This is a genomic window from Vibrio sp. 16 (assembly GCF_963681195.1).
Lineage (GTDB): Bacteria > Pseudomonadota > Gammaproteobacteria > Enterobacterales > Vibrionaceae > Vibrio > Vibrio sinaloensis_D.
On sequence record NZ_OY808998.1, the window covers coordinates 176,989 to 193,383 of the forward strand.

The 16,395-nt window shown below is 45.9% G+C and carries 12 protein-coding genes; 3 read left to right on the plus strand and 9 right to left on the minus strand.

Translation table 11 applies throughout. The annotated features are described in order from the left end of the window. Nucleotides 1-28: 28 nt before the first annotated feature. Nucleotides 29-940: a siderophore ABC transporter substrate-binding protein gene (locus U9J37_RS15040; protein ID WP_038137209.1), complete on the minus strand. Its 912-nt coding sequence runs from the start codon at nucleotides 938-940 to the stop codon at nucleotides 29-31. 197 nt (nucleotides 941-1,137) lie between these two features. After that, nucleotides 1,138-1,590 carry an RNA-binding S4 domain-containing protein gene (locus U9J37_RS15045; RefSeq protein WP_005476669.1) on the minus strand — a complete coding sequence of 151 codons (453 nt, stop codon included), beginning with the start codon at nucleotides 1,588-1,590 and terminating at the stop codon, nucleotides 1,138-1,140. A gap of 104 nt (nucleotides 1,591-1,694) precedes the next feature. On the opposite strand from U9J37_RS15045, the gene U9J37_RS15050 reads away from it, so the two are divergent. From U9J37_RS15050 to U9J37_RS15060, 3 genes are all read left to right on the plus strand, one after another. Next, nucleotides 1,695-2,495, plus strand: coding sequence for a substrate-binding periplasmic protein (locus U9J37_RS15050; RefSeq protein WP_322414194.1), 801 nt, complete (start codon nucleotides 1,695-1,697; stop codon nucleotides 2,493-2,495). A 312-nt stretch (nucleotides 2,496-2,807) separates the two neighbouring features. Beyond that, nucleotides 2,808-4,580, plus strand: a complete 1,773-nt coding sequence (locus tag U9J37_RS15055) for an EAL domain-containing protein (protein WP_322414195.1) — start codon at nucleotides 2,808-2,810, stop codon at nucleotides 4,578-4,580. A 236-nt stretch (nucleotides 4,581-4,816) separates the two neighbouring features. Beyond that, a complete protein-coding gene (locus tag U9J37_RS15060; RefSeq protein ID WP_322414196.1) occupies nucleotides 4,817-5,950 on the plus strand; it encodes a peptidase M16 family protein in 1,134 nt (377 codons plus the stop codon). A gap of 51 nt (nucleotides 5,951-6,001) precedes the next feature. Here U9J37_RS15060 and U9J37_RS15065 read toward each other — a convergent pair whose 3' ends face one another. The 7 genes from U9J37_RS15065 to U9J37_RS15095 all read right to left on the minus strand — a co-directional run bounded on the left by U9J37_RS15065 (nucleotide 6,002) and on the right by U9J37_RS15095 (nucleotide 16,028). Next, nucleotides 6,002-7,594 (minus strand): ABC transporter ATP-binding protein, encoded by a 1,593-nt coding sequence (locus U9J37_RS15065; RefSeq protein ID WP_043887517.1) that lies wholly within the window; start codon nucleotides 7,592-7,594, stop codon nucleotides 6,002-6,004. A gap of 2 nt (nucleotides 7,595-7,596) precedes the next feature. Further along, entirely contained in the window at nucleotides 7,597-8,631 is a 1,035-nt protein-coding gene (locus tag U9J37_RS15070) for an ABC transporter permease (protein WP_005476684.1), read from the minus strand. A gap of 2 nt (nucleotides 8,632-8,633) precedes the next feature. Further along, the gene (locus U9J37_RS15075; RefSeq protein WP_005476665.1) at nucleotides 8,634-9,719 is read right to left on the minus strand and encodes a microcin C ABC transporter permease YejB; all 1,086 of its coding nucleotides are present in this window, start codon (nucleotides 9,717-9,719) and stop codon (nucleotides 8,634-8,636) included. Nucleotides 9,720-9,854: 135 nt separating this feature from the next. After that, nucleotides 9,855-11,618, minus strand: a complete 1,764-nt coding sequence (locus U9J37_RS15080) for an extracellular solute-binding protein (RefSeq protein ID WP_232280850.1) — start codon at nucleotides 11,616-11,618, stop codon at nucleotides 9,855-9,857. A 295-nt stretch (nucleotides 11,619-11,913) separates the two neighbouring features. After that, a complete protein-coding gene (locus U9J37_RS15085; RefSeq protein ID WP_005476644.1) occupies nucleotides 11,914-12,432 on the minus strand; it encodes an NUDIX hydrolase in 519 nt (172 codons plus the stop codon). Between the two features lie 57 nt (nucleotides 12,433-12,489). Next, nucleotides 12,490-14,127, minus strand: a complete 1,638-nt coding sequence (locus U9J37_RS15090; RefSeq protein WP_043887515.1) for a methyl-accepting chemotaxis protein — start codon at nucleotides 14,125-14,127, stop codon at nucleotides 12,490-12,492. A 305-nt stretch (nucleotides 14,128-14,432) separates the two neighbouring features. Continuing rightward, nucleotides 14,433-16,028: a BCCT family transporter gene (locus tag U9J37_RS15095; RefSeq protein ID WP_322414197.1), complete on the minus strand. Its 1,596-nt coding sequence runs from the start codon at nucleotides 16,026-16,028 to the stop codon at nucleotides 14,433-14,435. Nucleotides 16,029-16,395 lie beyond the last annotated feature (367 nt).

The window sequence follows — 16,395 nt, forward strand, 5'->3', positions numbered from 1 at the left end:
CTTGAGGTTCTTCATACTTACTCAATAATTAGTTAAGGCCTGTAGCCGACTTAACGTCACTCAACATTTGTTCAGTCGCACGCATGCCCGCGATAGACAGGTACCAAGCGTTGATGTCTAAATAGGCCATTTTTTTATTTTGGTAAGCACTGGTCGCCTTCACCAAATCGTTCTCAAAATCGCGCTGAACCGTGCTGCCTTTGCCTTTATTGATCAAGATATCTTTATCAACGATCAGCAAGGTTGATGGGTTATGTTCGCGAATAAACTCATAAGAAATTAGATCACCATGTCGACTCTCTTTGATGCCTTTCACCGTTTCGGAGAACCCGAAATCTTTGTAAATTGAGCCAAAACGTGACTTGGCACCAAACGTTGTAATGTTGCCACCGGCACTCATCACTGTCAGCGCATCAACATTGTTTGTTTGGTTGTAGCTTTGAACTTGTTTGAAGTCTTTATCTACCTGCGCGATTTTCTCTTCAACAAAATCTTGCTTCTCGAATACTTCGCCTAACTTGCGCCACTCCTCCTGAGTCGCTTCCCAGTACCCTTTGCTCTTATCTAGCGCATATACAATGGTTGGAGCAATTTCTGAAAGCTCTTTGTATTTCTCGGCGCCACGAGGGCCTACGATGATCAAATCAGGTTTTTGGCTGTAGATAGTCTCAAAATCTGGTTCAAATAAGCTGCCTGCAGAGACAAATTCACCGCTTCGGTATTGTGACAGATAGTCAGGGAACATACTTACTGTCGAGACTGCAACCGGCTCAATGCCAAGCGCCTTAACGGTATCCAAAGGCCCCAATCCAATGACCACAACACGCTCGGGCTTGCTCTCTAACGCTGTTTTCCCTTGTGCATGTTCAATTTCGATGATTTTTGCATTCGCATTAAGAGCGGTCATCGCCAGTGCTAGTGCCACAACTTTACGTTTCATTTTGTCCATCCTTAATATTTTAATGCAACGCATTATCATTTAGATTTGTATTATTGTCACTATTCAAATCATAGAAATGTGGCTAAGTGATGGTCTTGTAATCAGTTGAAGCGGAGGAAGTTGGCGTTTGTATTAAGAGGATAGGAAGAAAAGTGAGAAGAGAAAAAGAGCGCTGGGACCATAGCCCCAGCTTTTAGTTAGAAGAAATCGATAGAAGATCGGCCGTTGTTTTTTTTGCCTTGCGATGGTTTAGATTCCTTACCCTTCGCTTCACTACTCTTTTTCGACTTGCCCTTTTTAGACGACGAAGAACGCTTGTCGCGCTTAGGTTGCTTGGCGTTTGAGCGCTCTTTGGCCTTTGATTTTACCGCTTTCTCTTCTAGCTCTGTCACTGGCGCATCACAAACGACAACGTAATATTCCTGATTGAACTCAAAAAAGTCACCATCATACATTTTGCGACGTTTTCGTGTTTCCAATTCACCGTTAACAGCGACATATCCTTCGGCAATGAGGTGTTTTGCTTCTCCACCACCGCCAACCAAGTTAGCGATTTTGAATACCTTATATAACTCAATGGGATGAGAAGACACTTCGATACCAATCGCTTCAATCTCGATCTCTTCGCCTTCTTGGTACTCTTCAGTCATAACGAACTCTGTAGTGTGTTTTGTCAATTCGGAGAGTCTAATGCCAATAAGTATAGAAATAAACTAAAGTTACTAATAAGTGTTCTAACTCCAAAGGTATCAATGTGTTTCGATGGCTAATCGCCGCTATTGCCCTATGGTCAAGCTATGCCAATGCATACGAGCCACCTACACCTGTCACTGTGTATGCGGACGACTCCTACCCGCCATACAGCTACGCGATCAATGGAGAAGCAAAGGGCATCTACACCGAAATACTCCAAACCATTTTCGCCCAAATGGAGGCTTACGACGTCAAAATCAAACCTCTCCCTTGGAAGCGGGGGTTAAAAATGTTGGAATTAGGCAAAGGCTTTGCGCTTTATCCGCCCTATTACTACGCTAATCAAAGATTCTATATATCGCCCTACTCAGAGCCGATTCTCGATGAGCAAGTCGTCGTGTTTTGCCGCCCTGATAAGGTGGCGGATCGTCAACTTACTAACTGGCCTGACGATTATCTGGGGTTAACGATTGGTATTAACGAGGGTTTTGCATTGGGTGGGCAAGCATTCTGGGATGCGGTGTCTCAAGAGAAGTTGACACTGCGGCCGTCGAAAGGAAATGAAGCCAGCTTGCTAAATCTGTACAAACGACGCACCGATTGTTACATCAATGACCGAATCTCTATTCGATGGTACATCAATCAAATGATCAAAGATGGCCAGATTGACCGAGATTGGCAATTAAAACTCGGCTCTGTCGTGAGTACCGAGCAAGGTTACTTAGGGTTTACCAACCAACAGCCTGAGCTCTACCCCTATAAGCAAGACTTCATTACGCAGTTCAACCGACATTTAAAACGGTTAAAGCAAGATGGCACGATTGACAGACTTGTTGTCGACTATTTAGACGCTTACAAATAACATGCGCGAAACAACGAACGTCCAAAATTAACAAATAACAATTCATTTTGTTAGCATAACACCCAGTAAAGTAAGCATTTCATTTTCTCAGGCTTCCTAACTGTGGTTAAGAATTGGGTCAGACGTTTGATAGCCCTCCAACTATTGATCACCGTTTAACGACAAACCTCACAATAAGCATTAATTACGTTTGAAATGTCCGACGTAATTTCGTTTAGTAGTTGGCAGCACATTAACAAGCAGCACGAATTGTCGTAATAATTGAGATGAATAATAGACCTACCGATTGTTGTTAAGGTATGTCCCAATCTTATGTCGCAAACTATTAAAAGTATCGTCCCTCGCCCTAAAATCACTTTGGTCTCAGAGTGTGGTGTAGCGGTCGAATCAGTATCGCAAGACCTTACTCACTCTCTGACTGGCGCAGAGTTAGATGAGCTCATGGATGACCATTTTAAGCATATGATCGATGTGCTTAACGATGGCATTTTTTATATGTCTGATACAGAGCATGTTTGCTTCTACAACCCGAGCTTTTATCAAAGATTCGGCATCCAATCCGGTCATACCTGTCTAGAAACATGGCTTGATCTCGTTCACCCGATGGATCGTTTTATGCTGCAAAGCAAAGTAGACGAGCATATCGCGGAAGACGATTTCAAAATGGCGACTCAATATCGTGTACGTTGCACTAATGGACAATATGTTTGGCTAGAAGGAACGGCGATAACCAAAACTGTTAACGGTAAACGGTTTATGATTGGTTGCCACAAAGATATTTCCGACAAAAAGCTGATGGAGGCGTTTGTACAGCAAACCTCTTTCAAAGATGGGGCGTCTGGGCTTTCCAATGAGCACAGATTAGTCATGGATATTGACAACATTGACCCACTTCGTGAACCGCATAGCTTGCTTTACATCCAAGTCGCGAATATTCGTTCCTACTTATCACTCTATGGTCCTCAAATCATGCGTGATGTGCTTAATCACATCATTCAAGCGCTTAATCATTTCCCGGAAGACTTGGTTGACTTCTATCGTATTCGCTCAGATGACTTCGCTATCTTGGTTAAAGGGGATTACAGTGACGAGCAACTGACGCAACTTGGTGAGCGCATCTCCGAGAAGTATAACGAAGCGGTAAAAACGTTCGGCTACCTGTATGGCACCGAAATCAGTATCGGTATCTACCCTTCGATTCCAGCAGAGCTTGATGCCGAAGAAGCGATCAAAATCGCTAGCCGTACCAGCCAGTTTGCCAGCGAGCAAAAAGATTGCCATATCAGCGTTTATGCCAGTAAAACCAAATCACGCGTAGACCGACATTTTTATATCGAACGCGAGTTGGGCAATGCCATTAAACAAGGTCTACTCTCGATCAAGTTTCAGCCGATTATTTGCACCAAACTAAACGCCATTGCGAGCTTTGAAGCGCTGGTACGCTGGAAGTGCAAAGACATGGGGGAAATATTCCCGGACGAGTTTATCTCTGTTGCGGAAAAGAAAGGACTTATTGTTGATTTAGGTTATCTGGTGCTATCCAAAGCATGTCATTTTATCCAGCAGTATCAAGCCACGCATAACAACTCGGTTCGCGTTAACGTCAATGTATCTGTGCTGCAACTGCTCAATCACTCCTTTCCAGAACGAGTGAAAAAGGTCGCGGACGAATACCTAATTGATCCAAAACACATCGTACTCGAGCTAACCGAAACCATGATTTTGGATGGCAATAAGAACGCGGCCGACCAACTTAACAAGCTCAGCGCGCTCGGTTTTCAGCTTTCTTTGGATGACTTTGGCGCGGGTTACAGCTCGTTAAACAGCTTTTTTGATTTTCCGCTACAACAAATTAAAATCGACAAATCCATCGCTTGGCGATCTTTCACCAATCCAGCAACCTTTGAGTACCTCTCTTTCGTGATTAAGTTATGCCAAGCCTACGATGTTGATATTGTCATCGAAGGCATTGAAAACGCGCAAATGGCTCAAGCATTCACTGACCTCGGAGCCTCCTATTTACAAGGGTATTGGTTCTCTAAACCCCTTTCATTCGCAAGTGCTAGCCACTATACTGCGATCTAACCCTCTCAAAAATAAGACATATTTAACATATAAATATTTAGTGATTGACTATGTCACTTAAGTTGTAGAAAATTTGCACGATTTTTGAGGCATGACACGCATTCAAAATGTCTCGTCCAAGGTCTCAAAATAACGCAATCAAGGATTCGATTCGTTATCGCCTGTCAGATCACACACCGTCATCAACAGAGCTTAGAACAAGGAAAGTCATAATAAACTTGTTTTAGGAGAACTTTGTGTCTAAACCATTACGTCAAATCGTCACTGCAACCCTTTCAGCGAGCTTACTGCTTTCCCCTTTTTTCTCCCTATCAGTAAGTGCAGAACAAAATCAATTTAACTGGTTTGAACAAAGCGACATCACGCTACCTAAAGGCACGAAAGCAGGTAAAATTGGTAATGCCATGCGCTACGTGTTGTTACCGACTAGCCGCAATACACAAGCGCTTTCTATCCGCGTTCGTTTAACTGATCTTCCAATTAAATATGCGTCTGTCGCTCAGACGTTAACGCAAGACTATGGTTGGGAGTTGGTCGAATTTAATGGCAAAAGTGTGCTCAAACGCGACTTCGCTGACAATAAAGAAGAGACCTTAGCAGAGGCAATCTCGCAGCTCGCAGCGCTATTTAAGAGCGAAGAAGCCAAAGGGGTTTTCTTGCCGTCACAAACCGATTTGGTTATTGCTGGTAACTTTAAAAACCGTACTGCGGCAGAGTTAATTAGCGACAATCTTTCTGACTGGAAATCAAGCGAAGCGTTTTCTGCACCTGCTGAGCTAAGCCTAATGCCGAAAAGTGTTTCTGACGCTCCTAAACAGGAAAAGCCAACTGTGGCATACACGGCCCATACCTCACTTGACGATACGGCAAACAGTAAGCAACAACGAAAAAAGCTACTTACTGTGACCATCGCAAACAAAATTCTAGAGAAACGCTTGGAAGAAGCGTTTGCTAATCAAGATGTTAAAGTCGAGGTTTCAAACCAGATTTTGGCGCAATCTAGCTTGGTTTCTCAAGTTTCACTTACCAGTGAAGACAGCGAGCAGGCGAAAGCCGCACAGCAGATCATCGAAAAAGAGATCAACCGTGCGCGTGCAAGCGGGTTTAACCAAGTAGAGTACGAAATGGTGGTGTCGCAACTTCGCAAAAAGCTTGAGGGGCAAACTCGCCCACATGATGAAGCATACACCGCTCACCAAGCTGATCAGTTGATTAAAGCGATCGATGAAGGCCGAGTCTACACCTCTCCTTCTTACGACTTAGATCTGATGAACTTCCATGTCGCTCATATGAACGAGTACGACATCAGCAATGAGTTTGAGAGCGTGTGGAAAAGCCCTATGGAGCTGATCATCATCCCAAACAGCTAATTGGCATTGATTGAATCGATAACGCCGTCTACTTAGACGGCGTTTCTTTTTCTATAAACTCGACAGTGTGACAAGCTCTTTGGTATAGGGGTGCCGAGGATGAGTAAACAGCTCTTTCGTTTCGCCTTGCTCCACAATTTCTCCTTGCTTGAGCACAATGGTGTAGTGACACAAAGACTTAACGACATTCAGGTCATGGCTAATGAATAGATAACTTAGCCCGTACTTCTGTTGCAGCGATTTAAGCAAATCGAGCACTTGCGCTTGAACCGTTCGATCCAAGGATGAGGTTGGCTCATCGAGTAATATGAACTCAGGCTTTAGGATAAGTGCCCGTGCAATCGCGATACGTTGTCTCTGACCTCCGGAGAACTCATTTGGATAGCGATGGCGGGAGTCCGGATCTAAGTCCACTTCTCGCATCACTTTAACAATCATATCATCGATCTCTTCATCGCTAAGCTGCTCATGAACACGCAATCCCTCCCCTATCACTTGCGCAACGGACATCCTAGGGTTAAGTGCTGAAAACGGGTCTTGAAACACCACTTGCATGCGACGCCTATATGGCAGCATCGCCGTGCGGTCAAGCCCTTGAAGTTCATTCCCTTGATAGCGAATAGACCCTTCGGAGTTGACCAACTTGAGAATCGCCATACCTGTTGTCGACTTACCAGAACCACTTTCTCCGACTAACCCGATAGATTGACCACGAGACAAACTGATTTGCATATCGGTGACCGCTTTAATGTGCGAAACCACCCGTTTGAACACGCCGCCAGTGATTGGAAACCAAACCCTAAGTTGCTCAACATCCAGTATTGGTTCGCTCGGTTCACTGACAACAACCGGCGTCCCCCTAGGGTCTGAATTAATGAGTAACTGGGTATAAGCGTGATTAGGTGACTGGAAGACTTGTTGACACTCACCCACTTCAACAAGATGCCCCTCTTGCATTACGGCAACGCGATCAGCGATTCGGCGGACAATGCTTAAGTCATGGGTAATAAACAGCATTGCCATACCGAGCTCTTGCTGCAATTGTTTGAGCAAGTCGAGGATTTGCGCCTGAACTGACACATCGAGCGCTGTTGTTGGTTCATCGGCAATCAGAAGCTCTGGTTCATTAATCAACGCCATCGCAATCATTACGCGCTGCCGCTCGCCTCCTGACAACTCGTGAGGATAGGCGTTGATTTTGACGCTTGGGTGGCGAATACCTACTTTTTCCAACCATTCGATGGCGATGGTTTCCGCTTTGCTTTGTCTAACGCCACGGTGAATGGAGAGAGTTTCCACCAGCTGCTTACCAATTTTATGCAGCGGGTTTAGAGAGACCATGGGCTCTTGGAAGATCATTCCGATTCTTCCCCCTCTGATGCCTCTCAGCTGCCGCTCAGAACATTGAAGTATGTCGATATCATCAAATGTAATTTTACCTTCCAAGTAGTGCGCGGAGCCTTTGGGTAATAGCTTTAGAATCGAGTTTGCAGTCACCGACTTTCCAGAGCCACTCTCGCCGACAAGCGCTAGTGTTTCCCCCTTACAAATCGACAACGAGACCTGATGGGTCACCTGTTCTATGTTCGCCTGTCGGCCAAAGCCAACAGACAGATTTTCCATGGTTAGTATCGGATGAGTCATGGCTATCTCCCTTGATGATGCGGGTCGAAAGCATCGCGCACGGCTTCACCGATAAACACGAGCAGTGTCAGCATAAGTGACAAGACAATAAATGCCGAAAACCCTAGCCACGGCGCCTGTAAGTTTGCTTTTCCTTGTGCCAAGAGTTCACCTAACGACGGTGAACCCGCGGGTAGACCAAAGCCAAGAAAGTCCAATGAGGTTAAGGTCGTCACCGAACCTGACAAGATAAACGGCATCATGGTAAGTGACGCTACCATCGCATTGGGCAACATGTGCCTTAACATAATGCGATTGTCACTGACGCCCATTGCCAGAGCGGCTCGTACGTAATCGAAGTTACGGCAACGAAGAAACTCAGCGCGAACAACCCCCACCAGGCTCATCCAGCTAAATGCGACCATAATACCCAGTAGCCACCAGAAATTGGGCTCAACGAAGCTGGAAAGGATAATCAACAAAAACAAGGTAGGCATGCCAGACCACACTTCGATAAAACGCTGACCAAGCAGATCAAGCCAACCTCCGTAGTAGCCCTGTGTCGCCCCCACAACCACGCCAATGACGCTTGAGATAATGGTCAATACAAAACCAAACAACACCGAAATTCTAAAGCCGTAAATAATTCGCGCCAAGACGTCTCTTCCTTTGTCGTCTGTGCCGAGCCAGTTCACCGCATCAGGCGCCGATGGAACCGAGCCCTGAATATCAAAGTTAATCGTGTCGTAACTAAACGGAATAAGCGGCCAAACAATGCTCCCTTTTTCTTCGATAAGCTCAACCACAAACGGGTCTTTGTAATCGGCTTCTGTTTCAAACTCTCCGCCAAACTCGGTTTCTGCATACTGCGAAACGATTGGGAAATACCATTGACTGTCGTACGTTATCCATAACGGTTTGTCGTTGGCGATCAGCTCTGCAAATAGGCTGACGAAGAAGAGCAAAGCAAAGACCCAAAGCGACCAAAAGCCGCGGCGATTGGCTTTAAATCGTAACCAACGAGCTTCATTGAGTGGGTTGCGTCTTTTTTCAATCACAGTTAACGAGCCTCAAAATCAATGCGTGGATCCACCCAGGTGTAGGTCAAGTCGGAGATGATACTGAGCAGCAATCCAAGTAAAGTCATGATGTACAACGAACTGAATACGACAGGGTAATCACGCTGGATGGTCGACTCAAAGCCGAGCAGCCCAATCCCTTCGAGTGAGAACATCACTTCGATGAGCATTGACCCGGTAAAAAAGATACTGATAAAAGCGGCGGGAAAGCCTGCGATTATAATCAACATGGCGTTGCGAAACACATGCTTGTAGAGAATGCTGCGCTCATCGAGCCCTTTCGCTCTTGCGGTCACCACATACTGTTTGTTGATCTCATCCAGAAAGGAGTTTTTGGTCAGCATGCTTAAGGTCGCAAACCCACCAATCACCATCGCCAATATCGGCAAGGTTAAATGCCAAAAGTAGTCCATCACCTGTTCATACCAGACCAACTGCTCAAAGTTACTCGACACCAAACCTCTTAGCGGAAACCAACTGAAATAGTTACCACTGGCGAATAGAATGATCAAAATGATGGCGAAGAGAAACCCTGGTATGGCGTACCCCACGATCACGACCGCACTCGACCAGACATCAAATCGAGAGCCATGATGGATTGCTTTTAAAATGCCAAGAGGGATGGAGATCAAATAGATAATCAGTGTACTCCACAAGCCAAGGGAGATGGAGACTGGGAGGCGCTCAACGATCAAGTCAATGACATTGCCGCCTTTGAACAAGCTTTCACCAAAATTGAATGTAGCGTAATTTTTGAGCATCTCCACATAGCGCTCAAGCAGTGGCTTATCAAAACCAAACTGCTTTTTTATCGCCTCAACCACTTCTGGGTCCAAACCTCTCGAGCCTTTATAGCCAGCGGCACTATTTTGGTCGTCCGCGAGTTCAACTTCGGCACCACCCCCAGTAAAACGCTCCATAATGCCAGAGGTGTGCCCCTCCATCTGGGCGATCGCTTGCTCTACCGGTCCACCGGGCGCAATCTGAATGATAAAGAAGTTGATGGTGATAATCGCCCACAAGGTGGGAATCACCAAAAGTAGTCGGCGAAATATATAGGCAGCCATGTTTCCCTCTGCGTATTTCAGAGCCGCGAATCAATGCGCTCTGGTCTCTTAGCGATTACTACTGTAACGCGTCACCTTCTGATTCGCATCTTGTGATAGCGCTACAGCATAGTAGCCATGTGAACTAGACAATCACTATTGACGTTTCTCAGGCAGTTTTTGCGCTTTCTCTTTAGAAACCCACCAAGTGTCTTGGCCAAGGTCATACTTCGGCATAATCGCCGGGCGCTCAAACTTATCCCACATCGCGACGCGGTATTTGCTTAAGTGCCACTGTGGAATCACGTAGTAGTTCCATTGCAATACACGGTCAAGCGCTTTACCAAGCGTAAGCAGTTTGTCTGGATTCTGTTGGCTTTTCGCGATTTGATCAGTCAATTCATCGACAATCGGATCCATCACCCCTGCCGTGTTGTAGGTCGAATCGATGTAATTGGAGTTCCAAACGATCAACAAGTTTGGTCCTGGGTATGGATTCGCGCCATAGGATGAAGAGACCATATCAAAATCACGATCGCGGAGACGTTTGATGTATTGAGTCGTATCCACCGTTCGGATCTTCATCTCAATACCCATTCGCTTTAAGTTTTTCTGTACGGGTATCGCAATCCGCTCTGTGGTCGGGCTATAAATCAGCAGCTCAAAGCTAAACGGTTCACCGGTTGCGGTGTTGGTCATCACCTTGTCTTTTAGCTCCCACCCCGCTTCTTTGAGCAGTTTGAACGCACTTCTCATCTGACTGCGAATACGACCCGAGCCATCGGTAACTGGCGGCTGGAACTCTTCAGTAAATAAGCGTGGAGGCAGTTGATCTTTGTACTTAGTCAGTAGGGCAAGTTCGTCGCCTTGTGGCGTGCCTTTGGCCTCATATTCCGTGTTCTGGAAATAGCTCCGAGTACGGGTATATTGGTTGTAGAACAGGTTGTTGTTCATCCACTCGAAGTCCATCGCGTAGTTTAGCGCCTGACGAACTTTTGGGTCTTTAAAAATAGCTTTTTGAGTATTAAACACAAACGCTTGTGCATTAGCTGGACGCTCGTGAGCGATCTCTTCTTTGACGATGAATCCTTTGTCAAAATTGACGCCTGTGTAGGAGTTGGCCCAAAACTTGGCTACGTTTTCAATCCGAAAATCAAACTCGCCCGCTTTGAACGCTTCAAGCATGACGGTTTCGTCTCGATAGTAATCGTAGGTGATGGTTTTGAAATTATCCCGCCCTACATTCACCGGGAGATCTTTGGCCCAATAATCGTCAACAAGTTGGTAAGTGACGCTTTGCCCAGACTTATAATCCACCACTTTGTAGGCCGCGCTTCCCACTGGCGGAGTCGATAGCGGCTCTGCGAGGTTTTTATCTTGCCAATAGTGCTTGGGTAAAACTTGAGTGTTCTGCGCAAAGCGGAACATTTTCTCTCGGTTCGGCTTAACCATGTCTACGCGAACCGTACGATCATTTTTAGCCGTGACGGCTTTTATATCTTGATAATAGACTTTGTACTGCGGGACACCTTCTTTGACAAACTTGTCGAAAGTGAACGCGACATCGTGCGCGGTAATAGGTTTACCATCATGGAACTTGGCTTTAGGATTGATATCGATTTCAATCCACTGATAGTCGTCTGAGTAGCGGACTCGCTCCGCGATAAGGGGATAGTAAGCGTCTATTTCGTCACTTGGGGAAAACATTAAGGTATCGTAGATTTCACCAATGCCTGCCGCAGAAACACCTCGAGACCCAAATCGGTTGAAGCTGTCATAGGTTCCAACCTGACCAAAGGTCACCGAGCCGTATTTTGGTGCATCTGGATTAACGTAATCAAAGTGCGCGAAATCCGACGCGTATTTTGCCTCGCCAAACCCGACAAGAACTCGCGTTTCAATCACATCAGCGAAACTCATTTGAGCAGACAACAGCAGTGAGCAACCCACCGCGAAATGACGTACTTTCCCCATATACTCATCCTTTAATAATCTGGTTTATACGCTCTACAGTACGAATAATTAATATTAATAATTCAATTACTTGGATCAGTATAGAAGCGGAACAATGTTTATGTAAACGATTTCGTTAGGACTGGGGGATCATTGTGAAGAAAAACCGTTCTTGAAGGAAAGTGCACGCGGAGCCGCTGAAAGTGTTCCTAGAACAAGTGGAGTTGGGATAAAAAAGAGTCCGCATTTTGCGGACTCACTGTTAGAGCATTTCTTTGGCGACTAAATGGAGCAAAAAGGTTTCTCGCTCTATGCTCATGCCTTTTTTAGGGCTCTCTGCCATTGTTTTTTCATTATGAGCAATCGCGTCATGGATATTCATCCATACGGCTTTCATGCCGTTTTTTATCTCATAATCCTCGTATGAGGTTTCACCCAACTGGCGGTCAATTTTACAGGTATAGCAATAAGAGATCATATGGACAATGTCTGCATCGTCTTTGTACCAAGGGCGAAACTCTTCATAGATTCCGTAAGGCTTGATAGAGTGAATGTTCTGCGCTCCGGTCTCTTCCTCTAGCTCTCTAACCATACCTGCGATGACGTCTTCACCATCATCCAAGCCGCCACCTGGAATCGTGTAGTCGTGATAGCGCTCCGTGTAGAGCAGTAAGATGTCTTCTCCATCAACCACAATGGCACGAGCCGCGTTTCGTTTATAGATGACTTTATCGTCTAGATGGTCGATGTCAGGGTGAACGGTGGTGTTTAAATGTCTCATTTACAGCTCAGCAAAAAAATTTGCGCCGATTCTACCACATCACCCTGTCTCCTCAAGTTACGCCAATTTGAAGCGATTGATCATCGACATCAGATTTTCCGACACATTGCGCAGCTCTTTACTGGCGCTCGCCATCTGTGCTGATTCCTCGGAAACACTCGATGCCATGTCATTTAAGCTCACCACATTTCGATTGATGTCGTTGACCGTGACCGTTTGTTCCTCAGCGGCGGTCGCGATGTGTTGATTCATCTCTTCAATCGTGTGAACTTCTTTGTTGATGCGGGTTAATGCCTCACCGGCTTGCGAAGACAAACTCGACGCATTGACGGCTTTGGCAGCGCCCTGCTCCATAACCGTAACGATATTGCCAGCGCCATTTTGCAGCTTTTCAACAATATTTTGAATTTCCAGCGTCGATTCGTGAGTGCGTAACGACAGGCTTCTCACTTCATCAGCCACCACCGCGAATCCACGTCCTTGCTCACCCGCCCGTGCCGCTTCAATGGCAGCGTTTAGTGCGAGTAAGTTAGTTTGCTCTGCTACCCCGCGAATCACTTCCAGTACAGTGTCGACATTTTTTGCGTCACTCGCCAACTGCTCAACCACATGACTGGCCGAATCCATTTGCTGCGCTAGTTGATTCGCTTCATTGACGTTTTGGCTTATGATCTGATGGCTGCTATTGGTTTCACTGGCCGCTAGACGGCTGGCATCATTCGCCTCAACTGTCCGACTCGCCACTTCCTCTACCGTTGCTAGCATTTGTGTCATCGCGGTGGCCAGCATATCCACATCAGACTGCTGCTGATTTAAACTGTCGTCAATATGGTGAACAGACGTCGACAACTGATTTGCCGCGCTTGATACCTGGCTACCCGCATCGCTAATGTTCAGCATAATAGACTGTACAGAAGCGACGAATTGGTTGAAGTAGCGCGCAAGTTGAATCAGCTCAGAGCTGCCCTCTTCGGGTAACCGCTGAGTAAGATCTCCCTCGCCCTTCGACAACGCCTGCATCGCGCGCACAGAGCGTTTTAGAGGGGATGTAATGGTTTTAATGAAGAACGCAATCATCAGAGAGAGAACTGACAAAATTGCCACCGCGTAACCGAGTGACGCCATTTCTGAACGCTCAGTCGCCGCTTGCAACGCAACCATGTTCATTCCTGAACCTATCATCCATTGCCAAGGCTGAAACATCAGCGCATAACTCGTTTTAGGGTCTGTTGTCCCTTTGTCTGGATTGCGCCAAGTATAGTCAACAAACCCTCCTCCATTGCGCGCAGTTTGATAGAGTCTCTGAACAAAGTAATCCCCAGAACTGTCTTGCAATCCCATGATGTTTTTGCCCAACAACGAGCTCACACCCGTCGCGAGTTGGATACCCGTATTGTCACCAACAAAGACGTAGTTATCACCGTCAAAGCGCATAGCGGAAACTGCTTTTAGGGCGCTCGCTTGCGCCTCTTTCTCGCTCATTTCACCGGCACGATAAAGATCGTAATAGTGCTCCACAACACCGTGCGCAGACTCTACTATCGTCATGACGCCACGCTCGTAGTTTTCACGCATGTGCTCACGCGATTTGTCGATATTCAAATAGGTGTTCAACAACAATCCTATTGCGAACAACGCTAATATTGACCACGCCCGTGTCGCAATGGACACCTTCGATAATCTTTCTATATTCATAATTCCGATCCCTAGCTCTAAACATTGTTCAAGCGCCAAGACCTTCTTAAGAAAGCATTCAGCACTTTTATAAATTTGATAGTTTTAATAAATAAAAATGTAGCAGCTAATAGTGACGAACTTTATGAATCTAGGAGAAAAAATCGATGAAATTTCGTTAATAACAAAAAGGTTATTTTAACTTATTGAGTAGATACACAGTGGAGCTTTACCACAGGACTTGCTCAGTTCACAAAACTCACTTTTATTCGTGAGCAGGTACAAAAAAAGGGCGCCGAGCGCCCTTTTAATCAACAAACGTAACCTTAATTTTGGTACTTCTCTGTGCGCATGCCCATTAGCAAGCTGACACACATCAGCAACAAGACGATGGTAAACGGTAGTGCGGTAGAGATAGCACCCGCTTGTAGCGCTTGAATCGCTTCTGTACCACCAATCCAAAGTAGAGCAACCGCAATAGCCCCTTCCATAAACGCCCAGAAAACACGTTGTAGGACAGGTGCATCGACTTTACCACCTGCGGTAATGCTATCGATAACCAGTGAACCTGAATCCGAAGAGGTGATAAAGAACACCAGTACCAATACAACAGCAATAACAGAGAGCAAGGTGCCCATTGGCAGAACATCGAACATTTGGAACATCGCCAGAGAAACGTCAGTCAGACCGTTCGCACCCAGCTCACCAATATTATTAACGACCTGATCAATCGCAATACCGCCAAACACCGACATCCAAAGAAGTGTCACTGCCGTTGGGACTAGCAGTACTGCAGTCATAAATTCTCTGACTGTTCGACCTTTAGACACGCGCGCAATAAACATACCCACGAATGGTGACCAAGAAATCCACCACGCCCAGTAGAACACAGTCCAACCTTGGAACCATGCTTCATCTTCGCGACCGTGCGGGTTACTCAAAGGAATGATGTTTTCAACATATGCCATCAAGGTAGTGCCGATATTGCCAAAAGTCACAGCGTAACCAATCAACGCAACTAGGATCAGCAGAACGAATGCGACCACCATGTTGATGTTACTGATGACCTTAACGCCACCATCAATACCACGAATAACAGAGACTACCGCAAGCAAAGTTACGACCGTAATCACAACCACTTGCAGACCTAAGCCTGCATCGATGCCAAACACATGTTGAATACCACTCGCCGCTTGTTGCGCGCCTAAACCTAGAGACGTCGCAAGACCAAACAGGGTTGCGACCACAGCCAAGATATCAACGATGTGTCCAGCCCAGCCCCAAGCGCGATCGCCTAGTAGCGGATAGAAAATGGAACGGATAGATAAAGGCAAACCTTTGTTGTATGCAAAAAACGCGAGCGATAACGCCACAACACCGTAAATAGCCCAAGGGTGAAGACCCCAGTGGAACATCGTCGCACCCATGGCCAGTTTCGCCGCTTCTGCGGTATTGGCTTCAACGCCGAGCGGAGTCTCATACCAACCAGTAAAGTAAGCGACAGGTTCAGCCACACTCCAGAACATCAAGCCGATACCCATACCGGCAGCAAAAAGCATAGAGAGCCAAGAGATGAATGAGTAATCTGCGGTAGCATCTTGACCGCCAAGGCGAATTTTACCCAAAGGCGATACGATAAGCGCCAAGCAGAAGACAACAAAGATGTTGCCAGACCAGATAAACAGCCAATCGAAGCTTCCAATGATTTGCCACTTCAGGCCATCTAACGCGGATTTAGCCGTTTCCGCATCCATAACTAGAGCGCCAAATAGGAACAGGGCGATAAATAGGAACAGGGCGATAAATCCTGCACTGACGCCAAAGACAGGGTTATGAACATCGAACCCCCACTTTTGTACGTTATCTTGACCGATGGTGTAATCGGTACTGTCGATACTGTACTTATCGATACCTTTCGTCATTTTTCCTCTCTCGATAATTATCTTTCCCTAATCAAAGCCTAAAACTAAAATTCATTAGTGATGAAAGTAATTTTATCTTATTTCAAGACTTGATCGAACCGACATTATTGTACGCCTTCCAGTGTAAGTTGCCAGTCAAACGCGCTTAACCGCTCACAAATCCACCACAAAAAGGCCATTTTGTTTAAACAGTAACTGTGATCTCGCTCAACCCAAACCACCATTAACTTTGAATTCTAAACATTAGATGTGCAATTATTCACCCGTCTTCTAACATAATTAAACAACCCGCATCTCTAAATGAGATTGTTATTGATTTTTGCTCTTCAATTAGGCGTCAATATCATGTATTTTCACGCCTTAAAAC

Coding starts and splice junctions, on each gene's coding strand:
- U9J37_RS15040 (WP_038137209.1), bottom strand. CDS start 940: ATGAAACGTAAAGTTGTGGCACTAGCACTGGCGATGACCGCTCTTAAT.
- U9J37_RS15090 (WP_043887515.1), bottom strand. CDS start 14,127: ATGAATATAGAAAGATTATCGAAGGTGTCCATTGCGACACGGGCGTGG.
- U9J37_RS15085 (WP_005476644.1), bottom strand. CDS start 12,432: ATGAGACATTTAAACACCACCGTTCACCCTGACATCGACCATCTAGAC.
- U9J37_RS15075 (WP_005476665.1), bottom strand. CDS start 9,719: ATGGCTGCCTATATATTTCGCCGACTACTTTTGGTGATTCCCACCTTG.
- U9J37_RS15055 (WP_322414195.1), top strand. CDS start 2,808: ATGTCGCAAACTATTAAAAGTATCGTCCCTCGCCCTAAAATCACTTTG.
- U9J37_RS15065 (WP_043887517.1), bottom strand. CDS start 7,594: ATGACTCATCCGATACTAACCATGGAAAATCTGTCTGTTGGCTTTGGC.
- U9J37_RS15080 (WP_232280850.1), bottom strand. CDS start 11,618: ATGAGTTTCGCTGATGTGATTGAAACGCGAGTTCTTGTCGGGTTTGGC.
- U9J37_RS15095 (WP_322414197.1), bottom strand. CDS start 16,028: ATGACGAAAGGTATCGATAAGTACAGTATCGACAGTACCGATTACACC.
- U9J37_RS15045 (WP_005476669.1), bottom strand. CDS start 1,590: ATGACTGAAGAGTACCAAGAAGGCGAAGAGATCGAGATTGAAGCGATT.